Origin of the sequence: Sorangium sp. So ce381 (genome assembly GCF_051473845.1) — a bacterium.
Taxonomy (GTDB): domain Bacteria; phylum Myxococcota_A; class Polyangia; order Polyangiales; family Polyangiaceae; genus Sorangium; species Sorangium atrum.
Window position 1 is genome coordinate 6,800,982 of sequence record NZ_CP150336.1, and the last position, 19,406, is coordinate 6,820,387.

15 protein-coding genes are annotated in these 19,406 nt (G+C 72.8%); 9 read left to right on the forward strand and 6 right to left on the reverse strand.

Translation table 11 applies throughout. The annotated features are described in order from the left end of the window. Positions 1–230: 230 nt before the first annotated feature. A complete protein-coding gene (locus tag WMF29_RS25245; protein WP_437322702.1) occupies positions 231–1,013 on the forward strand; it encodes a hypothetical protein in 783 nt (260 codons plus the stop codon). A gap of 81 nt (positions 1,014–1,094) precedes the next feature. On the opposite strand, the gene WMF29_RS25250 is transcribed toward WMF29_RS25245, so the two are convergent. From WMF29_RS25250 to WMF29_RS25260, 3 genes are all read right to left on the reverse strand, one after another. Beyond that, positions 1,095–1,448, reverse strand: a complete 354-nt coding sequence (locus WMF29_RS25250) for a hypothetical protein (protein WP_437322703.1) — start codon at positions 1,446–1,448, stop codon at positions 1,095–1,097. A 101-nt stretch (positions 1,449–1,549) separates the two neighbouring features. Then, positions 1,550–2,932, reverse strand: coding sequence for an MFS transporter (locus tag WMF29_RS25255; protein WP_437322704.1), 1,383 nt, complete (start codon positions 2,930–2,932; stop codon positions 1,550–1,552). Between the two features lie 108 nt (positions 2,933–3,040). Then, a complete protein-coding gene (locus tag WMF29_RS25260) occupies positions 3,041–3,829 on the reverse strand; it encodes an SDR family NAD(P)-dependent oxidoreductase (protein ID WP_437322705.1) in 789 nt (262 codons plus the stop codon). A gap of 359 nt (positions 3,830–4,188) precedes the next feature. Here WMF29_RS25260 and WMF29_RS25265 point away from each other — a divergent pair, with 359 nt between their 5' ends. Then, complete coding sequence (locus WMF29_RS25265; protein WP_437322706.1) at positions 4,189–5,130, forward strand: hypothetical protein; 942 nt, start codon at positions 4,189–4,191, stop codon at positions 5,128–5,130. 192 nt (positions 5,131–5,322) lie between these two features. Here the strand turns inward: WMF29_RS25265 and WMF29_RS25270 are convergent, their stop codons facing one another. Next, positions 5,323–9,213 carry a protein kinase domain-containing protein gene (locus WMF29_RS25270; protein ID WP_437322707.1) on the reverse strand — a complete coding sequence of 1,297 codons (3,891 nt, stop codon included), beginning with the start codon at positions 9,211–9,213 and terminating at the stop codon, positions 5,323–5,325. Positions 9,214–9,677: 464 nt separating this feature from the next. Here WMF29_RS25270 and WMF29_RS25275 point away from each other — a divergent pair, with 464 nt between their 5' ends. The 7 genes from WMF29_RS25275 to WMF29_RS25305 all read left to right on the forward strand — a co-directional run bounded on the left by WMF29_RS25275 (position 9,678) and on the right by WMF29_RS25305 (position 14,628). Further along, a complete protein-coding gene (locus WMF29_RS25275) occupies positions 9,678–9,944 on the forward strand; it encodes a hypothetical protein (protein WP_272093574.1) in 267 nt (88 codons plus the stop codon). Further along, positions 9,941–10,093 (forward strand): hypothetical protein, encoded by a 153-nt coding sequence (locus tag WMF29_RS25280; protein WP_437322708.1) that lies wholly within the window; start codon positions 9,941–9,943, stop codon positions 10,091–10,093. The genes WMF29_RS25275 and WMF29_RS25280 overlap by 4 nt, the downstream gene beginning before the upstream one ends. Positions 10,094–10,161: 68 nt before the next feature. Beyond that, the gene (locus WMF29_RS25285; protein WP_272093576.1) at positions 10,162–10,986 is read left to right on the forward strand and encodes an SDR family oxidoreductase; all 825 of its coding nucleotides are present in this window, start codon (positions 10,162–10,164) and stop codon (positions 10,984–10,986) included. Between the two features lie 215 nt (positions 10,987–11,201). Next, positions 11,202–12,218, forward strand: a complete 1,017-nt coding sequence (locus WMF29_RS25290) for a hypothetical protein (RefSeq protein ID WP_437322709.1) — start codon at positions 11,202–11,204, stop codon at positions 12,216–12,218. Between the two features lie 192 nt (positions 12,219–12,410). Continuing rightward, complete coding sequence (locus WMF29_RS25295) at positions 12,411–13,481, forward strand: hypothetical protein (protein ID WP_437322710.1); 1,071 nt, start codon at positions 12,411–12,413, stop codon at positions 13,479–13,481. A gap of 54 nt (positions 13,482–13,535) precedes the next feature. Then, positions 13,536–13,715, forward strand: a complete 180-nt coding sequence (locus tag WMF29_RS25300; protein ID WP_437322711.1) for a hypothetical protein — start codon at positions 13,536–13,538, stop codon at positions 13,713–13,715. Between the two features lie 694 nt (positions 13,716–14,409). After that, entirely contained in the window at positions 14,410–14,628 is a 219-nt protein-coding gene (locus tag WMF29_RS25305) for a hypothetical protein (protein ID WP_437322712.1), read from the forward strand. An 11-nt stretch (positions 14,629–14,639) separates the two neighbouring features. Here the strand turns inward: WMF29_RS25305 and WMF29_RS25310 are convergent, their stop codons facing one another. Both WMF29_RS25310 and WMF29_RS25315 read right to left on the reverse strand, forming a co-directional pair. Then, on the reverse strand, positions 14,640–17,069 hold the full coding sequence (locus WMF29_RS25310) for a substrate-binding domain-containing protein (RefSeq protein ID WP_437322713.1): 2,430 nt from the start codon (positions 17,067–17,069) through the stop codon (positions 14,640–14,642). Between the two features lie 116 nt (positions 17,070–17,185). Continuing rightward, positions 17,186–18,991 carry an FG-GAP-like repeat-containing protein gene (locus WMF29_RS25315; protein WP_437322714.1) on the reverse strand — a complete coding sequence of 602 codons (1,806 nt, stop codon included), beginning with the start codon at positions 18,989–18,991 and terminating at the stop codon, positions 17,186–17,188. Between the last annotated feature and the right edge of the window lie 415 nt (positions 18,992–19,406).

A 19,406-nucleotide genomic window follows, 5' to 3' on the forward strand; every position in this document is an offset into this window, starting at 1 on the left:
CCCCATGCGAGCGGCAAACCACAGCCGTCGGGCGGCGCAGGACGGATCGCTCGGGCCGGCGGAGCGCCCGGTTCGCCACGCCGGACCGCAGCGCCTTGGCCGGCCACGAACCGACGGCGCCCGACTCCATGGACTGGCCAGCTCGGACCTGGCACGGAGTTGGCACATGCTTGAGGAGAGGAGCCCACGTATCCGCAGAAATCGCTGAAAGGTGCCAGATGGACAATCGAATGAACCCGGAACGCGCCGCCGGAACGGCCGAGCCGGAACACCAGGGTCCCAGGCCGGTCCCCTACACGTACCATGACGGCCGCGAGGATTACCTCCACGTCGGCCGCCGGGAGGGCGCGGAGCCGGATCAGCCCGAGGCGCTGGTCCCGCCTGCCGAGGGGGTCACTTCACCTGTCCAGGCGACGTCTCCGCCGCCCGAATCCGCGTCGGTGGCCGCCGCGCCGATCGCCTCGCCGCCCGAGCCGACGGCGCTGCCGCCCGAGGCGACGGGGCTGCCGCCCGCGGCGATGCCCCAGTCTCCCTGGGCGACGCCTCGCGCAGCGGCCCAGCGCCCTCAGCGGGCGAGCCGGACGAGCGAGATCGTCACGCGCGGGCTGCGGACCGGCGCCGTGCTGACGGCAGCGACGATGTGCACGATGATGGCAGCGTCCACCCTCAAGCGCGGATCGCCCTGGGCCGCCATGAACGCCATGGCGGCGATGGTCGGCCTCGGGGGTCGCCGCCCGAAGCGCCGGTTCGACCCGGTCGCCACGCCCGCAGGGATCGCGGCGCTCGCCGGGGGCCTGCTCGTGTGGGGCATCGGCTACGAGAAGGCGCTCGACGCGGCGGGGCAGCGCGGCGGCGCGCTCACGGGCGCGCTGTCGGCGCTCGGCGGCTTCCTGCTCGACGACCTGGTCTTGCCCGGCCGGCTGATGAAGGGCCTCCGAGACACGATGGGCGTGGCCGGCACCGTCGGCCAATACGTCGCTCTCGGCGTGGCGAGCGCCGTCGCCCCGCGGTGAGCGCGCAGGGCGCGCGCTATCGCCGCCGGCGCGGCGAGACACCTCGCGCCGGCGCGAGCGCCGCCGTGGCACAGCGCCCCGCTATCCCTGCCCGGCGGCCTTGAGGTCCTTCGCGCCCGGCTCCTCGTGCTGGGGCAACGCGCCTTTCGGCTGCGCCTGTTCGGTCGCGCCGCTCTCTGGCGGCGGCTCCTCCTCGGACGGGGACGCCGCGCCCGTGGCCTCGGCGCCGGTCTCCCGAAGCTCGAGCGAGCCCGCGGGACCGCCGCGACCCGATTCATCGTACGGCCCGCCGCCGAGCGAGCCCGGCGCGCGGAGCTCGGCGTCCTTGGGGTGCGGCCCGTCGAGCCGGAAGATCCCCTTCGATTGATCGACCTCGTCGATACGCCCGTTCTCCTGCGCCTGCGCCTCGGACCGCTGCTTGGCCTTTTGCCCCATGATCCCCTCCCTCGCCCGGCGCGCAGTGCGTCCACCGCACACATGCCCGCCTCGACCCGCCGCGTGCATGCGAGGTGCCGGAGCGCGCCGGCCCCGCCCGCTCACGCCGGCCGCGCCGCGCGCTGCTCCTCCGGGGCTGCCTCCACCGCGACCGGCTGGGTGAGCTGCTCCGGCGGCGTCCCGGCGGCCATCTGCTGGGCGATGATCAGCTCCCGCGCCTGCCGCCGCAGCTTGGGGAGCCTCGCGGCGAACACCGCCGCCGCGACGACGCAGCACGCGCCGCCCGAGGCGACGGTCGCTGGCGCGCCGATCTTGCCCGCGAGCCAGCCGGCGAGCAGCGCGCCGAGCGGGGCCATCCCCATGAACATCATCGCGTAGACCGCCATGACGCGCCCGCGGAGCGCGTCCGGCACCATCGCCTGCACGAGCGTGTTCGACCCCGCCATCTGCACCATCATCGAGAAGCCGACGGGCACGAGCAGGAGCGCCGAGAGCCAGAACGACCGCGACAGCGCGAACAGCCCGAGCGCCACCCCGAACCCCGCGCAGGCCGCGGCGACCCAGCGGCCGAGGCCCCGGAGCCGCCTCCGGCCGGCGAGGACGAGCGCGCCGAGCAGCGCCCCGATGCCCGACGCGCCCATCAGGATGCCGAGCCCCTGCGCCCCACCGCGCAGGATCCGATCGGCGAAGATCGGCATCAGCACCGCGTACGGCATCGCGGTGACGCTCACGACCCCGAGCAGGAGCAGGAGCGCGCGGATGGCCCTCGTGCGCGCGACGAACTGGAAGCCCTCGACCGTGTGGGAGAACGCGGAGCCGCGCCGGGCGGCGGCCGGGCGGGGCGGGACGCGCATCGCCAGGAGGCTCGCGAGCACGGCGAGGAAGCTCACCCCGTTCGCGACGAAGCACCACCCCTCGCCGATCGCGCCGACCAGGATGCCCGCCACCGCCGGCCCGATGATCCGCGCGCCGTTGAACATCGAGGAGTTGAGCGCGATGGCGTTAGCGAGGTCCTCCCGGCCCACCATCTCGACGACGAACGCCTGCCGCGTCGGGATGTCGAACGCGTTCACGACGCCGAGGAGCACGCTGAACCCGAGGATGTGCGGGACCTGGATGTGCCCGCTCAGCGTGAGCGCGCCGAGCCCGAAGGCGAGCGCCATCGCGGCCGACTGCGTGGCGAGCAGGATGCGGTGGCGGCTCCGCCGGTCGGCCACGGTGCCGCCGATCGGGGCGAGCAGGAAGACGGGGATCTGCGTCGCGAACCCGACGGTGCCGAGCAGCAGCGACGAGCCCGTCAGCCGGTACACGAGCCACGACTGGGCGACCGACTGCATCCAGGTGCCGACCAGCGAGACGAGCTGGCCGGCGAAGAAGAGCTGGTAGTTCCGGTGGCGGAGCGCGCGCAAGAGCGACGCGCCGGAGCCCGCCGGGCGCTCGGCACGACCCGCCGCGGGGAGCGGCTCCGCTTCAGGCTGACCCATGGTCGCAGTATGGGGACGCCGGAGGCTCGGGAACCTGGGATCCGGAGGATCCGGGCGCAGCGGGGTCAGGCGCGCGGCCTCCGGCCGGGCTCCGCCGCGGCGCGCGGCTCAGCCTCCGCCTGCGTAGTTGGCGGGCCACGCCGCCGAGAGGAGGCCGCCGTCGACGGCGACCTCCTGGCCGGTGATGAACGAGGCCTTGTCGCTGAAGAGGAAGGCGACGAGCGCGGCTACCTCGTGGGGCCCGCCGACGCGGTTCATGGCGTGGAGCGACGCGGCGAAGGCGCGGCCCTGGGGATCGTCGAGGCGCCAGCCGGCCGTCGCCATCTCCGACTCGACGACGCCGGGGCTCACCGCGTTGATGCGGATACCCTTCTGCGCGTACTCGACCGCGGCGGTGCGCGTGAGCGCGACGAGGCCGGCCTTGGAGGCAGCGTAGATCGAGAGCCCGGGGAAGAAGCGCGACGTGGCCACCGACGCGCAGTTGACGATCGAGCCCCCGCCGCTCGCGAGCATGGCTTTGATCTGGTACTTCATGCACCAGAAGACGCCGCGGAGGTTCGTGTCCATGACCAGGTCGTAGTCGGCGTTGGACATGTCGGCGAACGGCACCAAGGAGCCGGCTCCGGCGTTGTTGAAGCTGCAGTCGAGGCGCCCATAGGTGGACACCGCGGCCTTCACGAGCGCCTCGACGTCGCCCTCGACCCGCATGTCGGCGGTGACCCACGTGATCTCCCCGCCGCGATCCTTGACGGCCGCGACGAGCTCGCGCCCCTGCGCCTCGCGCCGCGCGCTCGCGACGACCTTGGCGCCCTCGGCGGCCAGCGCGACCGCCGTCGCCCTGCCGATGCCCGAGCTCGCGCCCGTGACGATGACGACCTTGTCTTTCAGAGCTCCCATGCTTCACATCCCTCCCGAAGGTGGCCGGCGCCTCCGTGACAGGCGCCGGTGCTCGTGAAACGCCGAGTAAGGAACAACCGTCTTCGGCCGTCTGGAACGCAAACCGAGCGCGCAGAGCGGGCCCGAGACGATGCCAAGGGCGAGTACGAAAGGGAAGTGATTCCGGCGCTCTCCGCGCCGTAACGCGACGCGCGCGCGACGCGCGACAGGGCTCCTTGTGCCGAGGTGTCGCGCGTGCGTCGCGCGCGTCGCACTGGTTGCGCCGGGCTGCGCGGATGTGGGTCGCGTCACCCTGACCGAGGTGGCGTCGGCGCGGAGCGCGCGCGGCCGGGGCGGAGTTGGGCTATAGGCCGGCGTCCATGAACCGACCGTACCTCATCGCCGGGGCGCTCTTCCTGGCCGGCCAGCTCTTCGCGCTCGGCTGCAGCGCCCCCAAGCCGGAGCCCGAGATCGCGTCCTCGGCCTCGCAGAGCGGCTATGCGGGGCGCTACCCGGCCGAGCTCCAGGCGACGGCCACGTCGTTCGGCGAGCGCGAGGACCTCTCGAAGCGCGCCACAGAGCAGTTCGCGGGCTATCCCGACCAGCTCAAGAAGCCGGACTGGAAGCAGGTCCTCGACGTCATCGAGCAGGCGGACGCGGCGGGCCGGAGCTACGACTACGTGGAGCGCGTGCGCGCCGTCGACGGCGCTGTGGCGTTCTTCAACGACAACAAGGAGGACCTCACCCGCAAGGTGAGCGGCGCCGCGCAGTACGTCGTCAAGCAGAAGGGGTGTGACGTCGACGTCACCGGCGCCACGGCGCACGCTCTCGAGGAGGGCGTCGAGCGCCAGCTCGAGAAGTACGTCCGCGAGCGCAGCGAGGCGCACCGCCGCATCGAGCGCTACCGCGCCTCGCTCGGCAAGGAGAACGCCGCGACGCTCGAGAAGCAGGCCGACGCGGTGAGCTTCGTGAGCTACGTCGTCCACATCGACATGGTCGAGCACAAGCTCCGGCTCCGCCGGATGCTCGAGGAGATCGAGACCATCAAGAAGTCGATCGACGAGGCGGTCGAGGCGGAGCGAGCATTCCAGTCCTCGGGCAAACGCACCGACGAGGAGAAGAAGGCGTCGGAGGAGCGCATCGAGGAGCTCGGGCGCAGCAAGGCGATGCTCGACTCGGCCGCGACCCAGGCGAAGCAGATCGACGAGACGATGGAGGAGCGCATCGCCGCGGCCCAGAAGACCTACCGCGAGGCGATGGACCGCCTGATCGCCACCCTCCGCAAGAACGCCGGCCTGCCGGCCGAGCCGCGCGACGGCTGATCCTCCCGTCCCCGTAGGCGTTAACCAAGCTTGCGCCGCGTTCTCCTACATCCCAACGTTTACGTTGGTGACCGATGGTGGGTCAACGGTAGGCCGTGAACGACCACGACCACGACCACGATGACGACAACGTAAACGTTTACGTTGGTGACCGGTGGTGGGGAGGAGGCCTCGTGACCGAACGAGCTTGCTTCACGCCGAGGGCCCTCCCCACCTCGCCGCCATCTCCAGCGTCCGCTGGTTCTCCGGTATCGTGAGGAACCGCTCCCTCCACACCGGATCGCTGATCTTCCCCGCCCTCTCCATCAACCTCTCCCTCGCCGCCGCGATCGCCGCCGCGCAGTCCGCCTCCATCCCGTTCGCCGCCAGCGCCTCCGCGTAGACGTTCCTCACCGCGGACTCCCCCTCCTCGATCGCCCCGATCGCGTTCAGCATCGAGAACGCCTCCCCCGCCGCCGACAGCGCCTCGTCGAACCTCCCCAGCCCGAGCAGCGCCCTCGCCCTCGCCGCAAGCGCCGCCGCGCGCAGCGGCGGCGCGCTCTGCAGGATCTCCGCCGCCGCCCTCGCCTCCTGCTCCGCCCCCTCGAAGTCCCGCGCGAGCAGCGCGATCCGCGCGAGGTACGTCCGCGCGCTCCCCTCCGTGCGCGGATCCCCGAGCCGCTGCGACAGCGCGATCGCCTCGCGCTCGGTCCGCTCCGCCTCCTCGATCCGCCCCCGGTAGCCGAGGACGTGCCCCAGGTTGCTGAGCGTCGCCACCGCGAGATCGTGCAGCCCCATCCGCTCCGCGCCCGAGAGCGCGCTGCGCAGCACCTCCTCCGCGCCCGCGAAATCCCCGAGCTCCGCGTGCATGTACCCGACGTTCATGCGGAACGCGCAGGCGTTGCCGCGGTCGCCCGCGCGCTCGAACGCCGCGAGCGCCGCGGACAGCCCCGCGAGGCACGCGCTGGGATCGCCGTTCCCGAGCGCCCGGGCCGACCGCGCCGCGTGCAGCCGCGCCACCACCTCGACCTCCCGCTCCGCGAGGTCCGTCCCGTCGCCCTCGATCGCCTCGATCAGCGCGTCCGCGAACGCGTAGCGCCCCCCGAACACGAGCAGCAGCGCGCCCTCGCCGAGGCACATGTGCTTCGCCACGAGCGCGCCCTCCGCGTCCGCCGCGGCGGCCTGCGCCGCGCTCATCCAGCGCTCCACCCGCTCGAAGCCGCCCAGCTTGCCCGCTGCCATGGCGACCTGCTTGATCGCCGAGAACCACGCCGCGGAGCCGGAGGGCAGCCGGTCCACGGCCTCGGTCCCGCGCTGCTCCGCGAGCGCGAGCTCCCCGCGCCAGACGTGCGCCTCGGCCTCCACGAGGCGAAGCGCGCCGAGCGCCTGCGCGTTCGGGCCGCACGCGACGCCGCGCTCGGCGCGCTCGATCGCGGCGGCGAGGTCCTGCGCCCGCAGCGCCTGCTCCGCCGCGCGGCAGTACGCGGCGGCGGCGCGCGAGAGCTCGCCGCCGCGCTCGAAGTGCTCGCCGAGCGCCATCGCGTCCACCGCGCCCGCGCCCGCGCGCGACAGCCACTCGCCGGCGAGCCGGTGCCCGAGCCGCCGATCGCCCTCCGTCAGCATCCCGTAGGCCGCCTCCCGCACGATCGCGTGCTGGAAGCTGTACTCCACCTCGCCGGGGAGGCTGCCCTCGCCGCGCCGGGAGATCACCTCGCGCTGCTCCAGCTCGACAAGCTTCGGCGCGACCTGCGCCCCGCCCACGAGCGCCGACACCCCGCCCTGCCAGAACGTCTGCCCGAAGACGCTCGCCGCCCGCAGCGCGCGCCGCGCCTCGATGTCGAGCGCCTCGATGCGCGCCTGCACCATCGCCACCACCGTCTCGGGCAGGTCGGCGCCCTTGCCGTCGGCCACCGCGCGGAGCTGCTCCTCCAGGTAGAACGCGTTGCCGTCGGCGCGGTCGACGATCATCGCGAGGAGCTCCGGCGCGACGTCCTCGCCGAGCACCTGGCGCACCAGCCGCTCGCTCGCGCGGCGCGGCAGCCCCGACAGCTGCACCTCGTGGACGCCGCGCCCCGCCCAGAGCTTCGGGAAGAGCTCCCGCACCTCCGGCCGGCCCAGCGCGAGCACCATCAGCCGCTGATCGCCGAGGTTGCGGAGCGCCGAGTCGACGAGCAGCACGCTCGGCAGATCGCCCCAGTGCAGGTCCTCCAGCACGAGGAGCACGGGCCTCGCCGAGCACTCGGCCCTGAGGAGCTCCTCCCAGGCGACGCGGATCTGGTCGCTCATCAGCACGGGGCTGCGCCGCGCCGCCATCAGCTGCACGCTGTCGCCGTCGGGGAAGGGCACGCCGATGAGCTCCCCGAGGAACGCCGCGGTGCGCGCCGGTTCGGCGTGGCCGTACCGCGCGACGCGCGCGCGCAGCTTGCGCTGCCGCGCCTCGATGGGCTCGCCCTCGAAGAGGCCGATCGCGCGCCGCAGCGCCGGGGCGAGCAGCGCGAAGGCCGAGCCTGCGCTCATCGGGTCGCCGCGCCCGATCCACACCTCCAGGTCCTCGCCGCGGTCGCGGAGCCGCCGGATCAGCTCGGAGCGCAGGCGGGATTTGCCTGCGCCCGCGGGCGCCGTCACGAGCACGGCGCTCGGCGTCGACTCCTCGACGCAGTGCGAGAACGCCGCCTCCAGCAGCGCGAGCTCGCGGTCGCGCCCGACGCACGGCGTCGGCTTGCCGAGCAGGGGCGGCGTGGAGGCGAGCTCCTCGCGCTCGCCGTACAGACGGAGGGCGCCCGCCTCGCGGGTCACGTCGAACCGGGCGCCGAGCAGCCCCGCGGTCACCTCGTCCATCCGGACGGCGTCCGCGCCGGCCGGCGCGTGCACGGGCGGCAGCAGGTGGACCGCGCGGTCGATGAGCTCGCCGACCGGCAGCCGCGCGGACATCTCGGCGCGGCCCGTGACGAGCGCGACCGGCACGCTGCCGAGCAGCGCGTTCAGCGCGAGCGCGCAGCGGGCGGACTGCGCCGCGAGGTCGGTCGGGGCGCCGCCGGCGGTGAGCACGATGAGCGGCGAGCGGGACTCCAGGATCTCGAGCTCGCCCTGGTAGCGCTCGGCGACGGCGATGAGCGCCTTGCTGCGCTCCAGGTCCTCCTCCTGGGAGCGCGTCGCCTCGGCGTCGCCGCTCGCGTCGCGCGCGAGCACGAGGCACATCATCTTGCGCTCGTTCGTGGTGATCTCGCCCCCGCGCAGCGTGTTCGACGGGCGGCTGCTCGCGGCGCCGACGCCCGCGTCGTCGAGCGCGAGCAGCTCCGCCGCCACCGCGTCGCCGTCGCGGGGCCGGTCCTTCGGCGGCTTCGCGAGCATGCGCGCGACGAGGTCGTCGAGCGCCTCGGGCACGTCCCCGCGCAGCTCGCGGAGCCGCGGCGGATCCTCGAGGATGACCTTGATGAGCACCGAGAGCCCGTCCGCGCCCTGGAACGCCGAGCGCCCGGTGAGGCACTTGAAGAGCACGCAGCCGAGCGAGAAGACGTCGGCGCGGGGGTCGATGTTCGGCTCGCTGCGGGCCTGCTCCGGCGCCATGTAGCCCGGGGTGCCGAGCATCGTGCCGGGCATGGTGAGGTGCCGGTCCATCGCGCCGAGGCGCACCACGCCGAAGTCGATGAGCGTGACCCCCTCGATCGCGCCGCCCACGAGGAGCAGGTTGCTCGGCTTGAGGTCGCGGTGGACGATGCCGGCGCGGTGCACGACGCCGAGCGTCGACGCGATGCGCGACGCGAGCGCGACGCTCTCGGCGATCGTGAGCGACCTGCGGGTGAGCCGCTCGGTCAGCGTCTCGCCGGCGAGCCACTCCATCGCGAGGTAGGGCTGCCCGGCGTCGGTCGCGCCGTGCGCGATGTACCGCACGATGCCCGGGTGCCGCAGCGCGGTGAGCGCCTCGAGCGCCTCGACCTCGCGCGCGAACCGGATCGCCTCCTGGAGCCCTCGCCGCTGCAGGACCTTCAGCGCCACCGGCTCGTTCGTGACCAGATCGCAGGCGCGGTAGACGTCCCCCATCCCGCCCGAGCTGGCGAGGCGCTCGATCAGGAAGCGACGGTCGATGACGTCTCCCACGCGCATCTCGTCCCCGCCTTACCTGAGACCTCGCATGAGCCTGCTTACAACGGAGTAAACGAACTCGGTCCCGATCGCCAGCGACTCCGCCCGCAGCGGCCGGGCGCGGCGGTTCGCCCGCGGCTGCGAACCCGCCAAGGCTGTGAGCTACCCAACATCATTCATCGTGGCGCGGGCGGCGTGCCCCCGTGTGCCCCGCGCGGCTGGCAGCCGTGATGCCACGCCAGCGCAGCGGAAGCACCGGTCGGCGTCGGGTAGCGTGGGAAACAGAGAGACCTGATCTCCCTGGATGGGGGCTCGCGCCCCGAGCGCGCTTGCGCGCCTGAGCGCGGGTGTGGGAGGCGCATTTCACCCCACCGAGGCAAAACGTCCTGTCCTGTCTCCGGGGCGCGAGTCACGGGGCGCATTGCGCTCGTCACCGTGTCTCGGCTCGGACGCCATGGCACGACCCCTGCTGGGCTGATGGGATCATGAAGATGAAGCTCTCCAAGAAGCAAAAGAGGAAGCTCAGCAAGCTCGGCCGGAGGGCCCTCCGGCCGGTGGCCGCGGCGACGAGCGTCGCAGCGGTGTTCGCGGCCGGCCTGTACAGCGGTGAGGCGAGAAACTATCTGAGCAGCGCGAGGACCGCCGTGAGCCGGAAGGTGAGGGCGTGGGCGAGCGCGCTGGGCGGCTTGAAGCTGGCCAATGGCGTATCGGGGAGAGCTCACCCCGACGTGGAGCTGGCGCAGCCGTCATGAAGCCGATGAAGAAGAAGACCCGCCGTGCCCTCCGGAAGGCGGTCGAGGCGGTGTCGGCGGCGGCCGCGATGATCGCGGTCGAGACGCTCGGCTCCGCCGCGGGCAGCCTGCTGAAGGACGCGCTGAAGAAGCGGCGGCGCGACCGCTGAGGGGCGGCGCCGCGGGCCTGCACGAGCGCCTCGCGCCTCGGGCGGTCCTGGGGTAGGTTCGGCCGCCGATGGACACCCGAACTTATTTCCAGGGCAAGAGCGTTCTCATCACCGGCGGTTCGAGCGGCATCGGGCTGTCGTTCGCGAGGCTCGTCGCGGGGTACGGCGCCGCGGTGACGCTGGTGGCGCGCCGCCGGGCCCTCCTCGACGAGGCCGCCGTGGGCATCCGGCGCGAGCACCCGTCCGCGCGGGTCGACGTCCTGGAGCTGGACGTCAGCCGGCCGGACGATGTCGCGCGGGCGATGGAGTCGCGGCTCGCCGAGCGGCCGATCGATCACCTCGTGAACAACGCGGGCGTGGTGATGCCGGGGCGCTTCCTCGAGCTGCCGGTGGATCAGTTCCGGAGCATGATGGACGTGAACTTCTTTGGCGCCGTGCACCTGTGCAAGGCGGTGCTCCCGGCGATGGCGGCGCGCGGCAGCGGCCATGTGCTCAACGTCTCTTCGCTCGCGGGCGTGATCGGCATCTACGGTTACACGCCGTACGCGGCGAGCAAGTTCGCGCTGATCGGCTTCTCGCAGGCGCTGCGCGCGGAGATGTGGCCGCACGGCGTGCGGGTGAGCGTGTGCATGCCGCCCGACACCGACACACCGCAGCTTGCGTTCGAGAACCAGTACAAGCCGGCCGAGACGAAGGCCATCGCGGGCAACGTGAAGACGCTCGAGCCGGACGCCGTGGCGCGCAGCATGGCCGACGGCATGGCGCGCGGGCGGTTCGAGATCTACCCCGACGTGGGCTCGCGGGTGAGCGCGATCGCGCAGGGGGTCATTCCTGGGGTGGTCCGGTGGGTCTGCGACAGCGCGCAGCGGAAGGCCGGGCCTGCGGTGGGGTGAACGCGGGAGCGATGAAAGGGCCGTAGTCAGGGATACCCGGCGTCTGCCAGATCCGCATAACGTTTCCAGCGCCCGGCCGGCGCTCGACGCGATCGGGACGGCGTGGCCGCCTCGGCTCCAGGAGGGCTGCGATGGCGCCGGTTCAGAGATGCATTCTCGGGATGTTGATTCCGCTCTTGACAGCCTCCATGACGAATCCGAGGAGATCCGCACCCGTGCCAAGGAACACACGCCGCGTCGCCGCGCTCCCGCTGTGCATCGCCTTGCTGGCCGGCGCGGCGGAGGGTCGCGCCGAGGCCCCGCCGGAGGCGGTCGCCCGGCTCATGGCGCAGGCGAACGCGGCCGCTCGCGAGGATCGGCTCGCCGACTCGCGCGACCTGTGGATGGCGGTCTGGCGGCTGGAGCGCGTCCAGGTCGCCGCGTGCAACATCGGGGCGCTGTCGCTCCGGCTCGGCGACGCGCCGGCCGCCGTGCGCTGGCTGTCGCTCTGCCAGGAGATCATGCGCGCGCCAAGGACGCCCGCGGAGCGCGCGCTCGTCGCGTCGCGGCTCAGCGACCTGGCCCGCGCGCGGCAGCTCGCCGGCGAGCTCCACGTGGTCGCCCCCGCGGGCTCGAAGATCACGATCGACGGCGCGCCCGCCGAGATCGACGACGGCAAGCCCGTCCCCGTCGCCCCCGGCCACCACGTGGTGCGCGCCTTGCTGGACGGCGACGTCGCGACGGCCGAGATCGACGTGCCGCGCGGCGAGGCGCGGGAAGTCGTGCTCACCTTCGCTGCCCGGCCCGCCGGCGTCCCTGCGCCGCTCCCGGGCCTGCCGGCCGCGCCCGCGGACGCGACAGCGCCGCCTCCCGGCCCCCGCGCCTACCCGCTCGCCCCCCCGCCCCCCCGGCCCGGGCCGCGGCCGGAGCTCGTCGCCGGCGGCTTCGGGCTCTCCGCCACGCTGGCGGCGATCGGCGGCGTGATGCTCGTCGGCGCGGGGAAGAAGGACGACGCGGGCGACACCGCTGCGCTCTCCGCAGGGCCGAACCGCTGCTTCCGGCTGACCCAGCCGATCTGCCAGCAGTCGGCTTCGGCCTACGACGACGCGATCACCTACCGGGGCGTGGGCATCGCCGGCCTCATCGCGGGAGGGGCCGTCCTGGCCGCCACGCTCGGCTACACGTTCTATCCGCGCGAACAGGCAGAGATCACGGTGTCGGCCAAGGGGCTTACGTTGACGAGCACGTTTTGATGTGCGCTTCGACCTTGCGCCTGCTCTGATCGAAGGCCGCTTCGCACGCTGCGCGCTCTTGCGAAAACTTGCGTGACGGCGGCCGCCTGACCGCGGCATACTGCGCCCCGAGACGACCTGGCAAACGACACCCCGGCGGATTGGGGCCGCCTGGGTGCCGGCGCCACAGCCTCGTGCCGGAGGACTGGACGCATGGGTAGACCCATCGCGCGTTGTGCTGCTGCTCTCCTCTTTCTGATCATCTCGGCGACCTTCTTTGCGTGCGGCGATGGGCCCTACGTGGGTGGAAGGTGCGCGACAACGGACCACTGCCAGTCGGACCAGCAGAATGTGCCGGGCACGATCTGCATCGATGAGCACTGCGAGTGTGGCGAGCCGGGGAAGGTCATCTGCTGCGCGCGCGGCGACGACACGCCGAACTGCTTCGAGGAGTGCCGGACCTGCGACGAGTGCGCCGAGGGCACAGAGGCGTGCTCGGGGGTGCCGGTTCCGCCCGGGGGCTGCGAGGGCGACGCGGAGTGCCCCGGCCCGCCGGACCCGCGGTGCGGCGTGGGGAGGTGCGTGGACGGCGCCTGCGTCGTGGAGATCGAACGAGGGCCGATCGCCTCGCAGCTCCGCGGCGACTGCAAGGTCGAGGAGTGCACGGCCGACGGCCGCGTGGTGAGCGTGGCGGCCGTCGACGCCTACGACGACGGCAACCAGTGCACCCTCGACGTCTGCGAGCTCGACGGGCCGCGACATCTCATCTTGGATGGCGTCGTATGTCCCGCCTCGGGCTCCGGCCGATGCCATGAAGGCGTCTGCGTCCAGTGTGTCTCCGAAGACCCAACGCTGCAGTGCCCTGCGGGGCTCGTGTGCTACGGCGTGTGGTGCGTACCATCGCACTGCGAAAATGGCGTGAGCGACCCTGGGCTCGGAGAGACCGGATTCGATTGCGGCGGCCCGTGCCGCCCCTGCCCCTCGAGCGAGCGCTGCAAGGCCGCCACGGACTGCGAGAGCGGCGTGTGCACGAACGGGAGCTGCATGATCCCGACGTGCAGCGATGGGATAAAGAACGGCCTCGAGGCCGGCGTCGACTGCGGCAAGCTATGGTGCCCGCGCTGCCCGGTGGGCGGGGGCTGCGAGACCGGCGCGGACTGCCTCAGCAGCGTGTGCTGGAGCGGCACCTGCCAGGCGCCCACCTGCGCCGACGGCGTGAAGAACGGCGACGAGGCCGGCGTCGACTGCGGCGGCGAGGGGTGCGCCGCGGCGTGCCCCGAGTGATCGCACGGCGGGCAGGACGCCGCTGACAGCCATGAGCTTCGAGGAGAGCACGACATGAGCAAGCGGCGTTTCGAGATCTCGATATCGCTCGACGGCTTTGTCGCCGGCCCCGACCAGAGCGCCCAGGACCCGCTCCGGATCGGCGGCGGACGCCTCCACGAGTGGGCCTTCGAGCTCGCGGTGTTCCGCGAGATGCATGGCAAGGCGACGCGCCTCGGGTCCGCGAGGCGATAAGAGCCATCGTCGGCGGTGGCGCGGTCACCATCGCCCGCAGTCCACGACATCCGCCGCGCGTCTCCCACCGGGACCTGCCAGGGCCCGACGCCGGTCAACCCCCACCAACGCGCTGCCGTCGATCAGGGCGCTCCCGCTTGCCTCGCGCGGCCACGGCGCCGCATGGACACGGCCAGCGCCGGCGCAAGCACCTCGCGCAGGTGATGACGGCGTTCGTGTGGAAACACGGAATCAGCGAAGCATCAGGGGAGGACAGGGCCCAAACATGACGAGCAAGATCATCTTCAAGAATGCCGCGCTGTGGACATGCGTCGCTCTTGGCGCGCGATGGTTCGCCGGTTGTGTCGTCGACAGCTCACCTTATCACGAGACATCGCAAGACGGCGATCCGTCAGAGACTACGCCGGCCCAGAGCGCCCTCAGCCACGCGCCCCTGGAGGGCCTCGCCAGGCCAGTGTCCTGGTCTGACGCGCCTCACGTCTGCGACTTCGGCTTCCTGGGGGGTGCGGCGTGCGACCAGTACTGCAAGAGTCAAAGGCACGCGTCGTGCGGCTATTGCGAATGGAATGACACCGAGCGTAGAAATCAGTGCCAATGCAAATCGGATCCCCAGCTCTGCTCGCAATAGCCGTTGCTCCGCAACGAGATCGTGAAGATCCTGTGAAACGGCGGGAAGCTGCCCGTCTTCGTCGGCATGTTCGCGGTCGACAACGCGACACAGGGCCTTGAGGGCATCCAGGACGTGGTCACCGCCCACGACATCCAGATCGTGGACAAGCGCGAGGACAACGCCGATCACGCCGAGGCGCGCGCGAACGTCGAGGACATCGTCCACGCCCACCCGGACCTCAACGTCGCGACCGGCCTCTGGTCGTGCAACGCCATCGAGGCGCCGCCCGCCGGGGCGGAGTAGCCGCCGCGCGGTCAGCGGCGCTTCGCCGCGCGGCGGCGCACCCTCGAGAGCGCATAGCGGAAGCCGCTCGCCAGGTTGGCGTGCGTCGCCGTCGCGCCGACGTCCAGGCCTTGCCGGACCATCATCTGCGCGGCCTCCGGCCGGATGCCGACGAGCACCGCCTCGGCGCCGAGCAGCGCGGCCGCCTGCGCCGCCTCGACGAGCCGGGACGCCGCCGTCGCGTCGACGAACGCCATGCCGGTGACGTCGATCAGCACGACGCGCGCGCGCTTCGCGTCGATCTCGCGGAGCATCGACGCGATGAAGTCGCCTGAGCGCTGGGCATCCATGACGCCCACGACGGGCATCACGAGGATGCCGTCCGCGATGGGCACCACGGGGCTCGAGAGCTCGCGGATGGTCTGGAGCATCGCCGCTTGCTGCAGGTTGGCGCGCTCGAGCTCCTCGCTCCGCGCGGAGATGCGGCGGAGCAGCCGGGCGTTCTCGACGCCGATCGCCACCGTGCCGGCGACGCGGACGAGGAACGCCACGTCGCCCGCGCCGCACGCCTCCCTGCGAGCGCTGCTCAGGACGAGGGCGCCGAGGACGTTGCCGCGGCCTTGCAGCGGCACGGCGATCGCCGTGCGCGCGCCGTCGTGCGCGGCGGGCAGGGCGGCGTCCGCTCCCCCCTCGGCGGGGTCGATCACGACCGAGCGGCCCGACTCGATCGCGCGGCGCACGAGCGAGCGCGTCGGGATCGAGACCTGGTCCTCGACGACGGAGCTCGACGGGGACGAGAGCCCGATCATCATGACCTCGATCGCAGGGGCGACGGGCGCGATCCGCCCGCCGCTCCCGGCCGCGGCCCGGCGGGCGGCCTCGAGAGAGAGGTAATCGCTCAGCGCCGTGGACCAAGGCGTCGGCTCGAGGGTGACGCAATCGACGCGGGTGTGAAGGACCCGGGAAGGCGGCAGCTCGGCGAGGGTCGGCCCGACGCCGCGCGTGATCATCCGGTGGATCGTCTCGACGGCGCGGAAGCCCATGTCGTCCTCGCGCTGGACGATCGTCGCGTGGATCGCCCCCTGCCGGAGCAGGGCGACCGTGCGGGCGACGAGATCGAAGCCGACGATCTTGAGATCTCCGGCCCGGCCGAGGGCTTGCGCCGCTCGGCCCCAGGACGGCCCGTTGTCCGCGGCGGCGCCGAAGGCGCCCGCGATGTCGGACCGCCCCTCGAGCGCCACCGTGGCGAGCCTCGTCCCGGCCTCCTGATCCCAGTCGCACGGGATCGTCGGCAGCACCGTGAGGTTCGACCCGAGCGCCGCCTCCCAGAAGCCATCGACGCGCTCGCGGACGTTCAGCGCGAGCCCCACGGCGCCGAGGGACGCGACGACACCGCCGCCCGGGAGCAGCCGCTTCATCACCTCGGCCGCCAACCTGCCCGACGCCAGGTTGTCCGTCCCGATGTAGAACGGCGCCCGGCTGCCCGGCATCGGAGGCGTGTCGATCACGACGACCGGGATGTCCATCTCGGCCGCCTGCCGGAACGCCTCCTCCGCGCTCTCGGGGTTGCTGGGCGCGATGATGATGCCGGACATGCGCCGGCCGATCGCCTCGTCGAGCAGGGCGCGCTGAGAGCCCTCGCCGTCGCCGCCGTGACCGGTCCGCCAGTCGATGGAGACGCCGAGGGGCCGCGCGGCGCTGTCCGCGCCGGCGCGGACGTTCTGGAAGTAGGTCGTCGGCTCCGACGCCGGAGCCCGGTAGACACGGGCGCAGAGGTCGCCTCGCGCGAGCCCAGGGCCGTCCCCGACGCGGTCCTCCTCGAGCAGCCAGATCTCCACCGTGTTCCAGCTCGGGTCGAGCTGCACGCTCTTGATGCCGTGAGCGATGGTCTCGATCAGGTCGTGCAGCGCGGGCGTCGTGCCCACCGCGTGGAGAAGCCGCTCGAACAGGCGGATCTCCTGCGCAGCGCTCGCCTTGTCGTCATAGAGCCTGTGCCGCTCCAGCGCGTCTCCGGCCGTGCCCGCCAGGACGTCGATCGTGGCGCAGCGCTCCTCGCCCGGAGACTCCATGGTGGCCTGCTCGACGGCGAGATAGCCGGCCGGCTCGCCGCAGAGCTGGATGGGCGCGACCACGAGCCCGGCGCCTTCGGGGACGCCGCTGCCCGCCTCGATCGCGAAAGGCAGGTACGTCCGGTACCAGGCCCGCGCATCGACGATGCGGCTCGCGTGCGCGGCGTCGAGAGGCGCCGCAGCGCCGAGCGCGGCCCCCCCGTCGGCGAGCTCCGCGCCGACCGGGACGCGCGAGGAAAACCCAGGTGGCGTTTCGAACCCGACCAGCGCTCTGGCCACGAAGCGGTCGCCCTCGCGGATCAGCAGGCTGCCGCGCGGCGCGTGCGGAAGAACGGCCATGGCCCGCCGCACGATCTGCTGGAGGACGGCGAGGAGGTCGGGTACCGGACGCATGCGGGTCGCTCGACGATCTCGCCTGGATCCAGGCGGCCTTCAACAAATTCACGCGCAATGGGTCGATCGGCGGTCGGAAAGAACCGCGCTGCCGGGCGCAGGCGCGGCGCGCGCCGCTACGGCGATACCGCGGACCCGAACCGCTCGTTGCTCATGCCTCCCGCTCCTGCGAGAGATGCCTGCGAGCGGTCGCCGAGGTCGCCGCCGAGGTACACGAGGACTTCCTTGCCGCCCCCGAACGCGATAACGAGATCCCCGAGCCCGTCGCGGTTGAAGTCGCCGGCGCGCGAGATCTTCGTCTCGCGTGTGCCGCTGCGCTGTCCGCTCATCGAGGCGTCGGGCTCCCCGTCGAGGTCCGCGCCGCCGCGGTATACGTACGCCTTGCCGTTGAGGCCTGCCTCCGGCGCGCCCACCACCATCTCCACGAAGCCATCCCCGTCGAGGTCACCGCTCGATGACACGGTCTGACCGAAGCGATCGGCCGGCGCCTCGCCCTGGAGCTCCAGATCGGCGGTCGTGTCGAACTCCCCTCCTGGCCCGCCGAGGTACAGGATGGCCATGTTCTTCCCCGGATCTCCCACGAGCAAGTCCGCGAACCCGTCTCCGTTGACGTCGCCCGCGCCCACCGCTCGTCCGAGCTCACCCTCGCCCTCGCCGACCAGCAGGCCGTCAGGCGTGGTGTCGAGCGCGCCGGCCGAGCCGAAATAGATGTAGACGCGCTGGCTGCCGGGCGCCCCGACGGCGATGTCCGAGAAGCCATCGCCGTTGAAGTCCGCCGATGCGACCGAGGTGCCGAACTTGCTGCCGCTCTGCACCCCCGAGAACATCGTGTCGGCGACCGTATCGAACGCCTCTGGCCCGCCCCGATAGACGTAGGCGTTGCCCGGCTCGTCGAAGTTGGGGCCGCCTCCCGGCGCGCCGACCACGAGGTCGGCGTAGCCGTCTGCGTCGATGTCCCCGGAGGCCAGCGCGCTGCCGAACCTGCGCTCATCGCCAGCGAGGTTCCCCGAGAAATCCGCGCTCGCGGCCCACGTCCCGGGCTCCTTCGAGCTCCCCTGGAGCACGCGGACCATGCCCTTGAGGTCCGCGAAGGTCGTGCCCGCGACCACCGCCTCGGCGAAGCCGTCGCCGTTCAGGTCCGCGGTCGCCACGTTGCCCCCGTAGCCGGCCCCTTCGATGGCGCCGCCGGTGCGGTTGTTGATCCCGACGAGGGTCCCATCCGGCGCCGGGTCGAAGCCGTCGCCCGCGCCGCCCAGGAAGACGTAGGCGGCTCCGCAAGGGATGTACTCCGGGATCTGATACTCGAGCGCCCCCACGAGGACGTCGTCGAAGGCGTCGCCGTTGAGATCGTGGTGCCCCCGTCCGACGTTGATCCACCGGACCGCAGAGGGAGCGGAGCAGGCGCCCCCCGAGCACGCGCGGACCCGCCAGTAGACGCGGGCCCCCACGGGAGGAGCCGCGGAGCCCTCGAGATCCGCGGCCGGCTGCCAGCGCGTCGCCGTCGTCGTCTCGGAGGTGATCACAGCGGCAAACGTCGGGTCCTGACCGAGCTCGACCGTGTATTCGATCGGGTCGCCTGCAGGCGACACCGACGGCTCCCAGGCGAAGGTGGGCCGCCGGGTGTCGGGCACGAGCATCGAGCCGACCGGGCTGTCCTGGATCGGCAGCCTCGGGACCGGCGTCGTGGGAGCATGCGGCTCTCCGCCGCCGCCACTGCTGGCGCTCCCGCCGCCGCCGCCGCTGCCGACGCTCCCGCCGCCGCCGCCGCTGCCGACGCTCCCGCCGCCGCCGCCGCCGCCGGCGCTCCCGCCACCTTCACCGCCCGATCCCGGATCGCGGGTCACGTCCCTGATCCCGAGGAGATCGGCGCACCCGAGGAAGAGGGTTGCGAGCGCAATACCCCAGGGAAAAGAGCTCCGCATCGCGCGGAGGGTACTGGAGGCGCGATACGCCCACAAGGCGAGCAGCCACGCGCCGACACCGCGCGTCGAGGAGCGCGAGCGTGGCGCCTCGCGACGGCTTCGCCGCCCGCGAGGAACGGCTCACGAGATCGACTCATGACGACGCGATCATGAGCCGGGCGCTCGTGGCACAGACAGGCAGCGACAACACGTCCGCGGGCCCCCTACCAGCGACCACGCCGGAGCACGCGCCGACGCCGAGGAGCGCGCCGGCCCGCGTCACCCCGGCAGCCGAAGGTCCGCCCCGCCGGCACCGCCCCCGAGCCCCTGGCAGCCCAGGGCGAGAACAGCGCCAGGCCCCGCGCCGCGCCGCGCCGGGCGCTCCCCCAGCAGCGCTGCCGCAGGCGCGCACGTTGCAGGGAAAGCACAAAGATCT